Origin of the sequence: Providencia sp. PROV040 (assembly GCF_032706145.1) — a bacterium.
GTDB lineage: Bacteria > Pseudomonadota > Gammaproteobacteria > Enterobacterales > Enterobacteriaceae > Providencia > Providencia hangzhouensis.
In genome coordinates, this window is the sequence record NZ_CP120530.1 from 700976 (window position 1) to 718345 (window position 17370).

At 41.2% G+C, this 17370-nt stretch carries 16 protein-coding genes and 2 tRNA genes; 12 read left to right on the plus strand and 6 right to left on the minus strand.

Annotated elements, in window-relative coordinates; translation table 11 throughout:
- Positions 1-40: 40 nt before the first annotated feature.
- The 5 genes from P3L40_RS03035 to P3L40_RS03055 all read left to right on the plus strand — a co-directional run bounded on the left by P3L40_RS03035 (position 41) and on the right by P3L40_RS03055 (position 4341).
- Entirely contained in the window at positions 41-1609 is a 1569-nt protein-coding gene (locus P3L40_RS03035) for an alpha/beta hydrolase-fold protein (protein WP_272515461.1), read from the plus strand.
- A 181-nt stretch (positions 1610-1790) separates the two neighbouring features.
- Entirely contained in the window at positions 1791-3230 is a 1440-nt protein-coding gene (phoA, locus tag P3L40_RS03040; protein ID WP_272515460.1) for an alkaline phosphatase, read from the plus strand.
- A gap of 207 nt (positions 3231-3437) precedes the next feature.
- The gene (locus P3L40_RS03045; protein WP_247605847.1) at positions 3438-3794 is read left to right on the plus strand and encodes a GNAT family N-acetyltransferase; all 357 of its coding nucleotides are present in this window, start codon (positions 3438-3440) and stop codon (positions 3792-3794) included.
- A 9-nt stretch (positions 3795-3803) separates the two neighbouring features.
- Positions 3804-3968 carry a hypothetical protein gene (locus tag P3L40_RS03050; RefSeq protein WP_247605846.1) on the plus strand — a complete coding sequence of 55 codons (165 nt, stop codon included), beginning with the start codon at positions 3804-3806 and terminating at the stop codon, positions 3966-3968.
- Between the two features lie 118 nt (positions 3969-4086).
- Positions 4087-4341, plus strand: coding sequence for a DUF1435 family protein (locus P3L40_RS03055; protein ID WP_004905763.1), 255 nt, complete (start codon positions 4087-4089; stop codon positions 4339-4341).
- A 193-nt stretch (positions 4342-4534) separates the two neighbouring features.
- On the opposite strand, the gene P3L40_RS03060 is transcribed toward P3L40_RS03055, so the two are convergent.
- The 3 genes from P3L40_RS03060 to rsmC all read right to left on the minus strand — a co-directional run bounded on the left by P3L40_RS03060 (position 4535) and on the right by rsmC (position 5978).
- Positions 4535-4620, minus strand: a tRNA-Leu gene (locus P3L40_RS03060).
- A gap of 64 nt (positions 4621-4684) precedes the next feature.
- Positions 4685-4769: transfer RNA gene (locus P3L40_RS03065), tRNA-Leu, on the minus strand.
- 195 nt (positions 4770-4964) lie between these two features.
- Complete coding sequence (gene rsmC, locus P3L40_RS03070) at positions 4965-5978, minus strand: 16S rRNA (guanine(1207)-N(2))-methyltransferase RsmC (RefSeq protein ID WP_196732389.1); 1014 nt, start codon at positions 5976-5978, stop codon at positions 4965-4967.
- A gap of 134 nt (positions 5979-6112) precedes the next feature.
- On the opposite strand from rsmC, the gene P3L40_RS03075 reads away from it, so the two are divergent.
- Complete coding sequence (locus P3L40_RS03075) at positions 6113-6523, plus strand: DNA polymerase III subunit psi (RefSeq protein ID WP_036958569.1); 411 nt, start codon at positions 6113-6115, stop codon at positions 6521-6523.
- A complete protein-coding gene (gene rimI / locus P3L40_RS03080; protein ID WP_112307780.1) occupies positions 6492-6944 on the plus strand; it encodes a ribosomal protein S18-alanine N-acetyltransferase in 453 nt (150 codons plus the stop codon). Before P3L40_RS03075 ends, rimI begins: the two co-directional genes overlap by 32 nt.
- Positions 6945-7031: 87 nt before the next feature.
- Here the strand turns inward: rimI and P3L40_RS03085 are convergent, their stop codons facing one another.
- Positions 7032-8591, minus strand: a complete 1560-nt coding sequence (locus tag P3L40_RS03085; RefSeq protein ID WP_197739766.1) for a BCCT family transporter — start codon at positions 8589-8591, stop codon at positions 7032-7034.
- 319 nt (positions 8592-8910) lie between these two features.
- On the opposite strand from P3L40_RS03085, the gene P3L40_RS03090 reads away from it, so the two are divergent.
- Genes P3L40_RS03090 through P3L40_RS03100 form a run of 3 tightly spaced genes read left to right on the plus strand, consistent with a single transcriptional unit; the run spans position 8911 to position 12496 of the window.
- Positions 8911-10038, plus strand: a complete 1128-nt coding sequence (locus tag P3L40_RS03090; RefSeq protein WP_196732386.1) for an aromatic ring-hydroxylating oxygenase subunit alpha — start codon at positions 8911-8913, stop codon at positions 10036-10038.
- Between the two features lie 39 nt (positions 10039-10077).
- Positions 10078-11526: an NAD-dependent succinate-semialdehyde dehydrogenase gene (locus tag P3L40_RS03095; RefSeq protein ID WP_136134492.1), complete on the plus strand. Its 1449-nt coding sequence runs from the start codon at positions 10078-10080 to the stop codon at positions 11524-11526.
- Between the two features lie 16 nt (positions 11527-11542).
- A complete protein-coding gene (locus P3L40_RS03100) occupies positions 11543-12496 on the plus strand; it encodes a PDR/VanB family oxidoreductase (protein WP_036958568.1) in 954 nt (317 codons plus the stop codon).
- 45 nt (positions 12497-12541) lie between these two features.
- Here P3L40_RS03100 and P3L40_RS03105 read toward each other — a convergent pair whose 3' ends face one another.
- Both P3L40_RS03105 and P3L40_RS03110 read right to left on the minus strand, forming a co-directional pair.
- Positions 12542-13447: a helix-turn-helix domain-containing protein gene (locus P3L40_RS03105; RefSeq protein ID WP_196732383.1), complete on the minus strand. Its 906-nt coding sequence runs from the start codon at positions 13445-13447 to the stop codon at positions 12542-12544.
- 34 nt (positions 13448-13481) lie between these two features.
- Positions 13482-14396 carry a LysR substrate-binding domain-containing protein gene (locus tag P3L40_RS03110; RefSeq protein ID WP_210853536.1) on the minus strand — a complete coding sequence of 305 codons (915 nt, stop codon included), beginning with the start codon at positions 14394-14396 and terminating at the stop codon, positions 13482-13484.
- Positions 14397-14498: 102 nt separating this feature from the next.
- Between P3L40_RS03110 and P3L40_RS03115 the strand changes: the two genes are divergently transcribed.
- Positions 14499-15563, plus strand: coding sequence for a tartrate dehydrogenase (locus P3L40_RS03115; protein ID WP_094962724.1), 1065 nt, complete (start codon positions 14499-14501; stop codon positions 15561-15563).
- Between the two features lie 213 nt (positions 15564-15776).
- Positions 15777-17366 carry a peptide chain release factor 3 gene (prfC, locus tag P3L40_RS03120; protein WP_004905741.1) on the plus strand — a complete coding sequence of 530 codons (1590 nt, stop codon included), beginning with the start codon at positions 15777-15779 and terminating at the stop codon, positions 17364-17366.
- The last annotated feature ends 4 nt before the right edge of the window (positions 17367-17370 follow it).

Consider the following 17370-nt stretch of genomic DNA (forward strand, 5'->3'; position numbering starts at 1 on the left):
ATAGTAATAATTATTATCAATTGACTTGCTGGAATTTGATGTGAAATCTTTGCCTCTTTTAGGTTGTATGTTGTTGTCATCTGCTGCAATGGCAACGCATTCTGACTGCATACGTTTATCTGAGTTTTCCTTTGCTGAAGGGGTGCATGATAGCGAAGGTCATAGTTGCTTATCTTTTGAAGTATCACAGCAAGATTTTATAAAACAACGTGGTGAAGGTCTTTCCAAGGTCCTGTTATTGGATTCCAATAAGCAGCCAGTGCGTGCATTGCAAGAGTATGGTTCAGTACAAGAGCCCCATAGCGCAGATTATGTAGTATCAGAAAATGGGGTTTATTATCTAGCGTTGAATGGTGAGCCGGGTAAACCTTGGCAATTAAAGTTTGACATCAGCCAGTATCAGCCTTTAGCCATTAAAAAAGATAATGAACCTATTAGCCCGATGCTACAAAGTTTGCTTGATGAACATTATCAAAATGGTGATACAAGCGCATTTTGGCAAGCTGTCACCGCCCAAGGAACACCACTAGTTGAGGCGTTTTCAAATCGACAAAAACGCGTGACATTTCTTTGGCGTGGCGCGAAAGCAAATGCCTATATTCTAGGGGCGCCGTCAGGTAATCACGAAAGAATGGCCCACTTGGCGGGAACGGATATTTGGTATCGTTCTTTTATCATTCCTAATGATACGTTATCACAATATAAAATTGCACCGGATATACCTTCTGTGCCTGAGGGCGGCTTTGCTCAACGTAAAGCGATTTTAGTCACAGCGCAGTCTGATCCTTATAATTCTCATGTTATTCCTTCGCAACGCGTCGATAAATATAACCGTTTTTCGTTGTTATCATTGGTACCGAACATACGCCAATGTCACTTCCCTGATGTAGAAAACAGGCAGATTAAAGGCCGTTTAGAGACATTTACGTTGACGAGCCAGGTATTAAAAAACGAAAGAAAAATAACGGTTTATCAGCCTAATATACCAATGAAAGCTCCGGCGCTATTGGTGTTATTAGATGGGCAAATTTACCTGAAAGACTATCAGATGGAGAAATTCTTTGATAAGTGGATAAATCAGGGGAATTTTCCTGCTATGAATATTGTGTTTGTGGATAGCATCAATTCAGCGCGTCGTGGTGATGAGCTTCCTCCTAATGATGCCTTTCCTAAGTTGCTGGCGGATGAACTTATGCCCCAACTCGCGGAAATGGGAATTCAAGCACCTGCAAGCCATACGATTATTGCGGGTTCCAGTTATGGAGGGCTTGGGGCGACATGGAATGCGTTACAGCATCCTGAAGTTTTCGGTAATGTCATTAGCATGTCAGGATCTTATTGGTGGGCTCCGAAGGATAAAGACCCTGAATGGTTGATTCGTGAAATCGAAATGATGCCAACACAACCGATCCGTTTTTTCCTTGAGGCTGGCCTTTTTGAACAACGTGGTAGTTGGGGGGGAATTATTCAAAACCACTACCGGTTATTCGATGTTCTAAAACATAAAGGTTATCAAGTTGATGCCATTGAACTCCCTAGCGGGCACGACTACGTTTCTTGGTGTGAAACGCTTTATGAGGGAACAAACCAACTTGCGTCACAATGGTAAATAGCCCTAATGCTCATTCACAAAAAGCAGCTTATATTTAGCTGCTTTTTCACATTTATGACTAACGTCTTCATTTCGCCATAAAAGCGTCATTCAACTGTCATCTAGCTCCTTTAGCATGCCTTTCATTATTTGAAATATACATCTTCTCTTTTCATTATTGATTGGCAAGGAAACAGTTATGACTGGTAATTTTATGAAATCCCTTTTAGCTTTCACGGTAAGTGCTTTAATTTTAGGGAGTACAGTCCCTGCCTACGCGGCTGATAAAAATGATGCGGTGTCAGAAAACCGTGCGGCTCAAGGTGATATTACCAAATTTGGTGGTGCGCGTCGTTTAGCGACAGAGCAAACTGATATCATGAAAGCCGCACTTCACAATGGCCAAGCCAAAAATGTGATTTTATTTATTGGTGATGGTATGGGTGACTCTGAGATTACTGTTGCTCGTAACTATGCAGAAGGCGCTTCAGGGTTCTTTAAAGGTATTGATGCCCTGCCAATCACTGGCCAATATACCCATTATGCGTTAGATAAAAAAACACAAAAACCCGACTATGTAACTGACTCTGCGGCGTCTGCCACCGCGTGGTCTTCCGGTGTGAAAACCTACAATGGTGCATTAGGGATTGATGTATTTGGTAATGACCATGAAACATTAATTGAGATAGCTAAACGTAATGGTAAAGCGACGGGTAACGTCACAACTTCCGAGATTCAAGATGCAACGCCTGCTGCGCAATTTTCGCATGTGAGTGCGCGTAAATGTTATGGCCCTGAGGAAACAACAGAAAAATGTGCGGCTAACGCGCTAGAAAATGGCGGTCGTGGTTCAATTTCAGAGCAACTATTGGTAACTCGTCCTGATGTCACGCTTGGTGGTGGCGCTAAGAGCTTCAAACAAGAAGCAAAGGCGGGTGACTACAAAGGTAAAACTCTGGAACAACAGGCTGTTGAGCGTGGGTACAATATCGTGCGTGATGCTAAATCATTAGACAGCATCAAAGTCGCAAATCAAGATAAACCCGTTCTGGGATTATTCCATGATGGTAACATGACCGTTGCATGGGAAGGCCCGAAAGCTGTTCACTACGGTAATATCAACAATGCGCCATTGGAATGTAAACCGAATGCGAAGTTAGACCCTAATGCACCAACATTGGCTCAAATGACGAAAAAAGCGATTGAGCTGTTAGAAGTCAATCCAAATGGTTTCTTCTTGCAGGTTGAAAGTGCCTCTATCGATAAGCAAGACCATAAAGCAAACCCATGTGGCCAAATTGGTGAAACTGTTGCTCTCGACCAAGCTGTACAAGTCGGCTTAGATTTCGCTAAAAAACATGGTGATACATTAGTTATCGTGACTGCTGACCATTCACATTCGAGCCAAATTATTCCAGAAGGAACAAAATCAACGGGCTTAACGCAAGCGTTGATTACTAAAGACGGCTCTGTGATGGTGGTAAATTACGGTAACTCTGAAGAAGATGATTCTCAAGAGCACACCGGTGCTCAGTTACGTGTGGCGGCTTATGGCCCACATGCGGCAAATGTAATGGGTCTAACTGACCAAACTGATTTGTTCTTTACCATGCGCGATGCAATGGGATTGAAGCAATAAACCAACCCTGTAGTGAAAATTCTCCGCAATAGGATGTTGCGGGGGATTTTTTTATTTTCTAGTATATTTTCTCCTTATTTTTCAACCGTTCCTCAATAAACTTACTAAATATTTGCACTTCTTTTTTTATCCGTTATCTTGAGAAATTGAATCATCTGATAACAATAAATGTGCTTCTTCATAGGCACAAATAATGAGAATGGCATAATGAGAGAAGTTCGCGAACTACAACGAGATGAAATCCCATCTGTTTGGTCTATCGACCGCACTGAATTAATTGAAAACCTTTATCTGTATCAAAATGGCGAATTGGTGCTATCCAAACAACGGTTTGATATGAAAGGTTGGCCAGAAGGTGAACCTGAAGCCTATACCCCTCATTTGTTGGAAAGTTATGACCAAGGGGCGATATTTCTTGGGGTTTTTGAGCAGGGCAAGCTAATTGCTGCCGCAAGTTTAGATAATGTGTGGCGCGGTGAGCAAAAAAATTTACTGCAATTATCTTTCCTGCATGTGAGCCACTCGTACCGTGACCAAGGTTTAGCAGGGATGTTATTCCAATAATGCGCTGAAATGGCGATGCAAAAAGGGGCAAAGGGCTTATATATTTCTGCGACGCCTTCAGAAAATACAGTGCATTTTTATCAACACCTAGGCTGCACCTTAATTGCACAGCCTGATCCTGAATTATTTGCATTAGAGCCCGAAGATATTCATTTTATTTATCTATTTTCGTAAGTTTTTATTTTGTAAAATAAGTGTTAATTTATAGGGAGTGGAATAAAAAAAGCATTGAAATTTACTAAAAACTAGATATTATTGATAATCATTATCATTTAAGAGTGTTGAGGTCACTATGCCAACTAGCATATCAAAAACCACAGGTTTAAAGCGTATAGGCGCTGGCCTTTGGGGAGTCTTTGCTGTGATATTGTTGAGCATTGCTTATGTACTCAATAATATGGGCTTAGATAATCTAAAAATCATTATGATTATCATGATGGTAGCAACTGCAGGGATGTTATTTAATCGCGGTTCTCGTCGTTTATTGATTATCCCAGCTGTGATTTCACTTGCATGTTTTATGATGGCCTTTGTACTACAACGGTAGCTCTATAATCTAATTAATAATTAAATAGAACAGAAGAAAGTGGTATCGAAAGATATTGATAATTGAATGGTATTCAATATAACGGTTTATTCAAATGATTTACTATTGTCTTATAGTAAAAGGCAAATAAGACAGCGTTAGCATTACAGAGAAGGTCAAAAGGGCAGGACGTTATAAAAAAATGACTGACCAGTGGTGCGAAAGGGGGGACTTGAACCCCCACGTCCGAAGGACACTAACACCTGAAGCTAGCGCGTCTACCAATTCCGCCACCCTCGCAATACTGTCACATCAATACTACTGTCACATCAATACTACATTAATGTGATTTATCCAAAGTTAGTGGTGCGAAAGGGGGACTTGAACCCCCACGTCCATAGGACACTAACACCTGAAGCTAGCGCGTCTACCAATTCCGCCACCCTCGCAATACCTAACTAAACTTTGATTCATCAATGCTTCTAGCCAGCAATAATGTGGTGCGGATTTTAGGCTAATTTCGACGAACGTCAATAATTTTTTTATGTAGTATTTTTGATTGATGAAAAAATGGCCGGTGAGGGTTCACCCGCCATTAAGTCGTATGAAAAATTGTGCTTTAGTTTAATTCATTCGCGAATAAACTAACGCTTAACCGCTTGGTAAACTTTGAATTTTCCCGTTTTGGCAAGCACTTCATGGCTTCCAAATGCTTTATCGAGTAAATCAGGATACGGTAAGAAAGCATTCGCGACGATCCGCAAACGGCCACCTTTTTTCAGGTATTTAGGGGCTTGGTAAATCATATTTTCAACCGCACGATAACTGGTGTTTAGGCCATCATGGAATGGAGGGTTAGAAATAATCCAATCAAATTTATCGTTAATATCTGAGTAAGCATCACTTGCGATGATTTCGCCGGCCAGTTTGTTTGCCTCAAGAGTGGATGCAGCGGAATCGAGCGCAGACGCACTCACATCACTTAAGGTGAGTTTTAGCTCTGGGTTTTGCGAACCGAGAACTGCGGCGATCACCCCATTACCACAAGCTAGATCAAGCAGATCGCCGCTCATTGGATCAGTTAGCGTTGATAACAATAGATCACTACCGATATCAAGCTCATTATGGCTAAATACCCCTGGTAGTGCGTTAATTCTAACATTATCAATCTGATAATGACGCCACCAGCGAGCAATATCAAAGGTTGTCGGTTGTTCTAATTCACCATAGTACAAGCCACAGCGGCGTGCTGAGTCAATTTTTTGTAAGCTAGCGATCCCTTCCATAATGGATTCGGCGCTTTTAACACCACTACGGTTTTCGCCAACGATAAAAATTTGGCTACCCGCAGCGAGGTGAGTACAGAGGTCATCGAGTTGGAAACAGGCTTCTTGCTTGTTTTTTTGCCAAAAATAAATGAGAGTATCGCAAGGCTGGATAAATTCCGCGGGTGTTGTGGCAGCGAATAACGCCATATCGCCCATTAACGGTTGTAAGCGTTGCCAGTGATGATACTGGTTGGTGATGACACGAACACTAGCTGCTTCTAAGGTTGCAGCGAGTTCATCCTGAATGTCACCAGCCAAAATGACATGACGATCTGTAAAATGTTCGAGATGGCGCTGAATAACTTCGCTGGCAGGTGTCAGTAATGACATATTCTGTCAATCTCCTAAAATAATAAAAAAACCGATGACCATCTTACCAAAGATAAGAGAAATAGCATTGCTCTGTTGGCGCTATTAATCCCCTTTGATAAGATGTGGTTGTAAAATTGCGACTGGAAAATCAAATGACACGACGTGACAGGCTTTTAGAACAAATGGGGATCACTCAATGGATGGTGAGAAATCCTGCCGTGTTACGTGGTGAGCGTGGTGTAAGGATCCCAGCGTCGACTAAGCTTATTATTATTACTGATGAGAACCTTGATTTAAATAGCCAATTGCTAAAAGATATTTTTCTTTCCATGAATATTGCACAGGACGATGTGGTTTGTGTCAATTCAGAGCAATTAGGTTTAATCCCAACACCAATAATAACACCATGTTGGGTATTAGGTGATGAAATCCAGCCTGAAGGTTCAAAAGTCATGTTTACTTCACCTGTTTTGTCTGAGCTAAGTACAAGCTATAGCGCTAAACGGGCACTATGGAAACAAATTTATCAATATGATGAAAATTTCAACACTAAAGCAATCTGATCTCGCAACCGCCTACTTAATTGAGAAGTTAAGCCATGATTTTCCATGGACTGAGCGAGTTTTTTATGGGAACCAAGGGGAAAAGTACCATAACATAAAAATATCCGTTAATAATCAGATTATTGGTTATGCAATAACACAGTGTGTTCTTGATGAAGCGACTTTGTTTAATATTGCCATACACCCTGATTACCAAGGGAAAGGCTATGGCCGTTTGTTGCTAGAACAGCTCATCGAAGAACTTGTAAAGAAAGGCATTCTCACGTTATGGCTAGAAGTGAGGGAATCAAATGCATCTGCTTTGCATCTATACGATAAGCTAGGTTTTCACCAAGTGACGGTACGTAAAGATTACTACCCTGCTAAAAAAGGCCGAGAAGATGCTTTAGTACTTGCTTTGACTCTATTTTCTGATGAATAAATTTAAGTAACGAATAATTTATTATTAATATAATTAAAACCCCAATATGTGTCATAACATATTGGGGTTTTGTGCTTTTATGGACGACTATTTTTCAATTTCAGGAAGAATAGGTTTATTAATTAGTTGGATATTATCTTTTAACTCTTTTTTTGCCGCAGCTTGTGCGTTAACTTCTTCATTGAGGCCTTTATAGGTGGAATAACACATAATTAGCATCATGATGGATAACGGTACAGCCATGGCGACCAGTGCAGATTGCAAACCGGATAATCCGCCGGTCATAATTAGTACGATCGCGATTGCTGCAATAATGACACCCCAAATGGTTTTAGTGACATGAGACGGATTTGGGTTCCCATTTTCACTGACCATTCCCAGTACAAATACCGCCGAGTTAGCTGATGTGATAAAGAAAATCAGTACCAAGGCAATAGCTAAGACACTAATAAATGTCGATGCAGGGAAATAATCTAAGAACTTAAACAGTGCAGATGTGACATCGGTTTTTACAGCATCTGCTAGTGCGGTTTGCCCTAAGTTTTGAATTAAATGGATGGCAGAACCGCCCATAACTGCAAACCATGCAAAAGCACTTAATACAGGAATAAATACTGCGCCAATCATAAATTCTTTGATTGTTCTTCCTTTCGAAATACGAGCCACAAAGCTGCCCACTAACGGTGCCCATGCTATCCACCAACCAAAGTAAAACAGTGTCCAGTTAGCAATCCAAGTACCGTCATTATAGGGTTCTGTGCGAAACGACATACTGACAAAATTTTGGACGTAGTCTCCAATACCTTGGAATAAAACTTTTAAGATAGTTTGGGTTGGGCCAGATAGAAAGATAAATGCCATTAATCCGAGAGCAAGTATGATATTTAAGTTTGATAGGTGTTTTATTGCCCCTTGTAATCCGGAAATCGTCGAAGCAATATAAACAACAGTAATAATAGCAATCAAACCAATTTGTACATAAATACTAATGGGCAATCCCCATAAGTAATTCATACCACTGTTAACTTGTAGTGTACCAAAGCCTAATGATGTGGCGATACCAATGACGACGGATAACATCACCAATATATTGATCCATTTCCCGACAGAGCCGTAGATCCGATCCCCAATCAATGGATAGAAAACAGAGCTGAGTGAAGATGGTAGTTTTTTTCTAAATTGGAAATAGCCTAAAGCTACACCGACAAGCGCATAACAGGCCCATGCAGAAACACCCCAATGCAGATAGACATATTGCATGGCTGCTTTAGCAGACTGTTCGGTTGAACCTTGGCCAATCGGCGGGCTGATATAATAGGAAACAGGCTCTGCTACCCCCCAGAACATCAAACTTATACCAATTGAGGCACTGAATAACATCGCAATCCAAGTGACTGTACGGTATTCCGGTTTGTCATTATCATCGCCAAGGCGTATGTGACCAAATTTGGAAAAACCAAGAAACATACAGAAGCTGAAAAAGATAAAAACGGAACCTAGAATAAACCAACCTAGATTGTTATAGATAAAACTTAAGGCGGAATTTGAAAAAGCTTCCAGCTTATCAGGAATAAATGCACCAAAACTGATTAACGCTAGGCTAAAAGCTAGCGACACGTAAAATACGGATTTTTTATGATTCATCATACCTCTTCTCCAGTTGCTCACTTATTTTTCTTTTATGAGAGTTGGCTTGCAGGGAATACTCGTTGTGTTTTAAGGATACTTTTTTGTTGGATGCTACTTTTGGTTTACAAAGAATAGCCATGCAAAGATTGTGCAGTCAACAAGAAATTAACTAATCATTAACAGGTGAGTTGTGGATGATTGTATTAACTGTTTGATATTGTTGATTTAAATATTTTTGGTTAAAAAATTATCAATATTTCATTTGATCATTAATGCGATCTGCATTAACATTCTCAAAAAAGATGTTAACTATAAGTTTACATAAGTGAGGGCAATTATGAGCAATGCAGCTAAAGTCATTTCGATTAATGATCACCTTGATATTGATAACGCATGGACAATCCCTGCGCGTTATTACACGTCTAATGATATTTTTGAGTATGAAAAAGAAAAAATATTTGCTAATTCATGGGTTTGTGTCGCTCATGTTAGTGAAGTAAAAGAAAAAAATTCCTATATCACTCGTGAGCTCATTGGCGAAAGCCTTGTGATTGTTCGTGGTCGTGATGATGTATTACGTGGTTTTTATAATGTATGTCCACACCGTGGACACCAGTTGATCAGCGGTGAAAGTGGCAAAGTCAAAAATGTGATTACTTGCCCTTACCACGCGTGGGCATTCAAGCTAGATGGCCAATTAGCACATGCGACTAATTGTGAAAATGTGAATAATTTTGAAGCCGATGCAATGTCATTAAGTAGCTTCCATGTTATTGAACATGCAGGGTTTATCTATGTAAATATGACTGTAGGTGATCCTCAGCCTATTGAAGAGCAACTTCCTGGCTTAGCCGAAAAAATGCAAGAAGCTTGTGGAGTCATTAGCGATTTAAAATTGGCAGCGCGTTTTGTTAGCCATACTCCTGCTAATTGGAAAACTATCGTTGATAACTATATTGAATGTTATCACTGCCCAACCAATCATGTGAGTTTCGCCAGTTCCGTGGATGTCAACGTATACGAACACCAATTATTGGATAATTGGACTGTTCAAATTGGCAAGGCAAAACCCTCTGAATCCTCCTATCAGTTTGATGAATCTGTTTTAGACCCACGTTTCTTTGGTTTTTGGATTTGGCCAAGCACCATGTTCAATATGCCTCCAGGCGGGGATTTCATGACGGTAATTTATGAGTTTCCAGTGAACGCAGGGGAAACCTTGCAGCACTATGATATTTATTTCCTCAATGAAGAACTGACTGAATATCAGAAAAACTTAGTGGAATGGTATCGCACCGTATTCCGCCCAGAAGATCTGCGCTTGGTAGAAAGCGTACAAAAAGGATTACGCTCACGGGGTTATCGTGGCCAAGGCCGCATTATGGCAGATAGGCAACGTAGCGGGATCAGCGAGCACGGCGTTGCCCATTTCCATAAAATCGTCGCTGGTGCGCACACTGAGTAATCACGTTATTTATTATAAAAATAAAAGGAGAAGTCACAAATGCATCATTTAACTCACCCTGCACTATTTCGTCAGTCATGTTACATCAATGGGCAATGGGTTGATTCAGATAAAAAAATCCCTGTGACTAATCCTTTTGACCAATCTGTGCTGGGAACGATCCCCAGCCTGTCTGCAACACAAGTGGATGAGGCGATTGAATATGCCCATTCTGCAATGGAAGGTTGGAGTAAGCTGACTGCTAAAGCGCGTTCTATCATTCTACGCCGCTGGTTTGAGCTGATTGAAGCCCATGTTGATGATCTTGGGCGTTTAATGACGCTCGAGCAAGGTAAGCCACTGAATGAGGCAAAAGGTGAAGTTCGCTACGCAGCTTCCTTTATTGAATGGTTTGCGGAAGAGGGGAAACGTGTTTATGGGGAAACCATCCCGCAAACAGTGGGAAGTAACCGCATTTCAACGATTAAACAACCGATCGGTGTGTGTAGTGCGATTACTCCGTGGAATTTCCCCGCAGCGATGATCACCCGTAAAGCAGCACCAGCACTGGCCGCAGGTTGTAGTATCATCATTAAGCCTGCAACAGAAACGCCTTTTACGGCGCTTGCCTTAGCACAGTTAGCAGATGAAGCGGGCATTCCTGCTGGAATATTTAACGTCATTACTGGGGACTCTCGCATTCTAGGCGAACGTCTAACTAAACATGAGCTTATCAGTAAATTTTCGTTCACCGGTTCAACGCAAGTTGGCCGAGTTCTATCTGAGCAGTGCGCATCGACGATTAAGAAAACATCACTCGAACTGGGAGGAAATGCGCCTTTTATTGTTTTTGATGATGCTGATATCGATAAAGCGGTAAAAAGTGCGGTTCAAGCCAAATTTCGCAATGGTGGGCAAACCTGTGTTTGTGTGAACCGTTTTTATATTCAAGATACTATTTTCGATGAATTTCAGACCAAGTTCATTGCAGAAGTCGTTAAATTGCAAGTCGGTAATGGCCTTAAAGCAGGAACTGATATTGGGCCTATGATAACGACACGTGCCATTGATGGTATGAATGAGTTGTTGCAGGATGCATTAGCGAGAGGTGCACGCCAATTAACCTTAGGTAATGAAGTAGCGGAGTATGGCAATTTCTTTAATCCAAAAGTCCTTGTTGATGTTGATGACTCAATGAAGATTGTTCATGAGGAAATTTTTGGTCCCATTGCAACATTGATTCGTTTTAGTGATGAAAATGAAGTGATTACTCGCGCCAATAATACGATTTATGGCTTAGCGGCTTATTTCTTTTCTCGTGATGTGAGTCGTGTATATCGTGTAGCTGAAAAACTACAAAGTGGCATGGTCGGTATCAATACAGGCTTAATTTCTAATGAAGTTGCTCCCTTTGGTGGAGTGAAACAATCAGGTTTAGGAAAAGAAGGCTCTCGATATGGTATTGAGGATTATTTAAGTACTAAGTATCTGTGTTTAGATATTGAATGATGAGAGGGGCACTGTGATGAACCAACAAAAAATTGCAGTCAATGTCAGTCGAATTGAGCAAATTAGCCCAAATATTAAAATGTTCGAGTTTGTTGCACAAGAGGGCGCGCTAATGCCTTTTAGCGCAGGCAGTCACATTACCGTTCATATGGGCGAGCAGGCTGGTTTGCAACGTGCATATTCGTTAATCAGCGACCCGCAGCAGTGTGGCAGTTATTGTATTTCTGTCTTGCGTGATGAAAACTCGAAAGGCGGTTCTGCATTTATGCATGAGCAGCTATCGCCAGGGGATAGCTTGTATTTGTCCCCAGCACAGAATTTTTTCTCGTTAGCACCGGATAACCAATGTAAGCATATTTTGATCGCCGGTGGGATTGGGATCACGCCTTTTCTCTCTTATCTCTATGAATTAGAAGAAAATGGAATGGATTTTGAACTTCATTACTGTTTTCGTGATAGTACAACGGCGGCATTTCTTGAACATTTACAACAGCGTATTGGCTCGCGTTTATTTCTTTATGACGGTAGCCAAGGGCAGCGAATGTCTGTCGAACAGTTAGTTAAAGCACAAGGAAGTAATAGCCATCTGTATGTATGTGGCCCTCAATCATTAATTAATGAGGTGATTGAAAAGGGTCATCAGCACTTGGGTGAATCACAGGTTCATTTTGAAAATTTTGGCGAAGTTGCCAGCGAAGGGGACTCATTTGAAGTCTATTTCCAACGCTCAGGCTTTAGTTTAGAAGTCGGTAAAGATGAGTCTATTTTGCAGGTAATCGAAGCAGATAAGCGCATTAACGTGGAATGTTTATGCCGTAATGGGGTTTGTGGAACTTGCGAAACGGCAATACTTGAGGGAGAAGCTGATCATCGTGACCACTACCTCGATGATGATGAAAAAGCTGAGCAGAAAACGATGATGTTGTGCGTTTCGCGAGCTAAATCTAAACGATTAGTCCTTGATTTATAATCAAAGTTGCCCCGCTTAGGCCATAAGTGGGGCAAAATACCTGTTTTAAATATCTTTTAATTCAAACATTAAAAAAGGCTGTTTTTCATCATTAAAGTATTGATAAGCCGTAATTTGTTTGTCTTGAAATACGATTTGACCACGCCCTGTACGAAATACTTCATCTAACCATGACTTATGGTTGATCACTAATTGATATAATAAACGTTGTAGCTCAAGGTAATCTATTTCAGTCGATTGATTGTGTAAGTTGCTGGCTAATATTTCGCCTGCTTTATCTGTAAATACGACTAAGTGATTGAAATGAGATAATAATACATCAAAATAGCATTTGATTTTACGTAGGCGTAGTTCGGTATTTTTACGTTCGGTGTTGTCTAAACTGATCCCAACCAGCTTTGTCACTTTGCCATTAGGGCCTCTGACTCCTGTTGCTCGGGATGTGATCCAACGGTAATCGCCTTCCCAGTTAATTTTAAAATCCATTTCATGGGCACCGCCTTCACGAATAATTTTGGAATATCCATTAACCAATTTTTCTTTGGAGTCATGGCTCATTAAAGCCCAGAAATCTTCATTACTGGTGATTTTGATACCATAAACGGCTTCAACGTTGTCCGAGTAGTTCAATTCCCCAGTTAATAAGTCCCACTCCCAGGTCACGATATCTGCGGATTCTTGAAGATGGACTTCGTTGATGTTGCGCATGACGCCTGAATTGCTAACAGTGACTTGGTTATTGGTATACTCACCGTATTTCAACCATATCTTGTCGACATCCAATAACGTGGCGAGCCTTTCAAGATTATCTTCATCAATCATGCCGCCTTTCGTCCATTTGTTAACCGCCGTTCGGGAAACACCAAGGGCTTCAGCGGCTTTTAATTGACTCATTTTTTTCTGTTTTAGCAATTTCAACAAACGTTCTTTGAATGTCTCTGTTTCTGTCATCAATTCATGTTTACCTTATAACTTATGGAGTTAACTAAAAACCATGTGATAAGTGAGTAGCAAGGTATTGCTCTAGATTTTCGATAAAGACTCTAAGATTAGCACTCGTTCGGAGACTTCTCGAATATACAGCATAAACATCTGCAGTTTGATGCCATTGCGGTAACACTCGTACTAATTGGCCTGACTGTAACTCAGGCTGCACACTCCATTGGGAGCGCAATAGGATCCCTTCACCACTTAAACACCATTGCTTGGCGACTTCACCATTATTGACGGTTAATTTGCTATTGGGAGTGACCGTCATACTTTCTTGCTGGTGTTCAAGCTTCCATACCGCGGGGGCTTGATTACGTTCTTTAATCGCAATACAAAAGTGCTTTTGTTCCAATTCTTGTGGGTATTTTGGGTAGCTGTGTGTTGCTAAGTAGGTTGGAGAAGCGCACAGAATACGTTGGTTCCGTGCAATTCGCCTAGCAATAAATTGCTCAGCTATCGTACCGCCAATACAGATATCAACGTCAATGTTTTCACTAATAATATCGACAGACTTATCGGTCAAAGTGAGATCAATGCCTAATAAAGGATGACTCCCCCGTAATGTGAGTATAAACGGGTTAATATAAGTACTGCCAAACCCTGTGCTACAACTGATACGTAGATTGCCGCGGATCTCTTCGCGACAGGCGTTGAGTTGTTGTTGCATCTGTTCCAGTTCAGCTAGCATCACTTCACTGCTACGTAAAATAATTTGCCCTTCGTGAGTCAGCTTAATTGAGCGAGCCGTTCTAAAAAATAAAGTTTGTCCTAAATTTTCTTCTAGCAACTTAATGCGTTTAGAAACATAAGCTGGGGATACCAACAGCTGTGATGCGGCTTGAGAGAAACTCATCAAACGGGCAACCGTGACAAAAACGCGGATATCCTCTAACGAAGGAAGCTTGTTCATAGTTTGTAAACCTAAGGATTACACTTCATATCTATACTTTATCACAGCAACCCCTAAACTGGAGAACAAACAGACATAATTCATTTATCAGAGGTTTTCACAATGTCACAATTTAACATAGCGGTTATTCCTGGTGATGGTATTGGTACCGAAGTGATCCCTGAAGGATTAAAAGTATTAGCTGCGGCAGCCAATAAACACAATGTAAAACTTAACTTTACCCATTTTGATTGGTCGTGTGAAACCTATCACCGTACAGGGCGTATGATGCCTGAAGATGGTTTAGAACAATTAAAGAAATTTGATGCGATTTTTCTCGGTGCGGTAGGGTTCCCTGGTGTTCCTGATCATATTTCGTTATGGGGGCTGTTATTACCTATCCGTCGTGCTTTCAACCAATATGTTAATTTGCGTCCTGTTCGTTTATTTGATGGCATTAAATGCCCATTAGCAGATAAAAAACCGGGAGATATTGATTTTTATGTCGTGCGTGAAAACGTTGAGGGGGAATATTCTGCGATTGGCGGTATTCAGTACGAAGGTACGGATGAAGAAATGGTACTGCAACAAAGCGTTTTTACCCGTAAAGGTACCGACCGTATCTTAAAATATGCTTTCGATTTAGCGCAGTCACGTGAGAAAAAACATTTAAGTTCAGCGACGAAATCCAATGGGCTATTTCATTCAATGCCTTATTGGGATAGTCGTGTAGCCGAAATGGCGAAGCAATACCCAGATATCAAAGTTGACCAATTTCATATTGATATCTTTGCTGCAAACTTAGTGAGAATGCCAGAATTCTACGATGTGATTGTAGGGTCAAATCTATTTGGCGATATTTTGTCTGATTTAGGGCCTGCTTGTACGGGAACTATTGCGATTGCACCCTCAGCCAATATTAACCCAGAAAAACAATTCCCATCGATGTTTGAGCCGGTTCACGGGTCAGCACCTGATATTGCTGGGCAAAATATTGCTAACCCGATTGGTACGATTTGGGCAGCCGCCATGATGATGCAGCATTTGGGATGCCCTGAAATGCATGATTCGATTATGTCCGCAGTAGAAACAGCGATTAAACAACGCCAACATTTGACTCGTGATATGGGCGGTGATGCCAGTACGCAGGCGTTAGGGGATGAAATAGCCCGTTTGGTTAGTGCTTAGTTGATGCATAAAGACGGTGTTTATTGAGTCAATTTAGTGAGCCATCGAGGGACTGTTTTGCCTGTTCCTCGATGCTTTGATTGTTAATACCCCCAAGATCTGCGAAAATATCCGCCAATTTTGATTAACAAGACGGATTTGCGACGCCAAGAGCCACATTGAGCCTCTTCGAATGCTTATACAAATCTGTATATAAACGAAAAGAACGGTTAAATGACAGATCAGAACTTTCTCCATGAAGTTAGCACACGCAGAACGTTTGCTATCATATCCCACCCCGATGCGGGTAAAACCACAATAACCGAAAAAGTGTTATTGTTTGGGCACGCTATTCAACGTGCTGGTACGGTAAAAGGCCGTGGCTCTAACCAACACGCTAAATCTGACTGGATGGAAATGGAAAAGCAGCGTGGTATTTCGATTACCACCTCTGTTATGCAGTTTCCTTATAATGATTGTCTTGTTAACTTATTGGATACCCCTGGTCACGAAGACTTCTCTGAAGATACTTATCGTACATTAACGGCAGTTGACTGCTGCTTGATGGTCATTGACTCGGGTAAAGGGGTTGAAGACCGGACACGTAAACTGATGGAAGTCACTCGTCTACGTGACACTCCAATCTTAACTTTCATGAATAAGTTGGATCGTGATATTCGTGACCCAATGGAATTAATGGATGAAGTGGAAAATGAGCTGAAAATTGCTTGTTGTCCAATCACATGGCCTATTGGTTGTGGTAAATTATTCAAGGGTGTTTATCATTTATTACGCGATGAAACAATCCTATACCAAACAGGCCAAGGTCACACTATTCAAGAAGTCCGTATAATTAAAGGGCTGAATAACCCAGATCTTGATACTGCCGTAGGTGATGAATTAGCGGCACAGTTACGTGATGAGCTGGAATTGGTTCAAGGGGCATCTCATGAATTTGACCATGACGCATTCTTGCAGGGTGAATTAACCCCTGTCTTTTTCGGAACAGCATTAGGTAACTTTGGTGTTGACCATATGCTAGATGGCCTAGTGGAATGGGCTCCTCAGCCACAACCGCGCCAAACAGATTTACGCCAAGTTAATGCGACAGAAGAAAAGTTCACCGGTTTCGTATTTAAAATCCAAGCAAATATGGACCCGAAACACCGTGACCGTGTTGCGTTTATGCGTATAGTTTCAGGTACTTATGAAAAAGGCATGAAACTACGCCAAGTGCGCATCAAAAAAGATGTGGTCATTTCTGATGCTTTAACCTTTATGGCGGGGGATCGCTCTCAGGTCGAAAACGCCTATGCAGGGGACATCATTGGGTTACATAACCATGGTACGATTCAAATCGGTGATACCTTCACACAAGGTGAAGAGCTCAAATTTACGGGTATTCCTAACTTTGCCCCTGAATTATTCCGCCGTATTCGCTTACGTGATCCGCTAAAACAAAAACAACTGTTAAAAGGCCTCGTTCAGTTATCTGAAGAGGGCGCAGTACAGGTGTTCCGCCCGTTAACTAACAATGATTTAATTGTTGGTGCGGTAGGTGTGCTGCAGTTTGACGTGGTGGTTTCGCGTTTGAAAAGCGAATATAACGTTGAAGCTATTTATGAAGCCGTTAACGTTTCTACTGCGCGTTGGGTTGAGTGTGATGATGCGAAGAAATTCGAAGAGTTTAAACGCAAAAATGAGCAAAACTTAGCCCTTGATGGTGGCGACAACTTGTCTTATATCGCACCGACTATGGTGAATTTGAACCTGACTAGTGAACGTTACCCTGACGTTAAATTCCGCAAAACACGCGAACACTAATTGT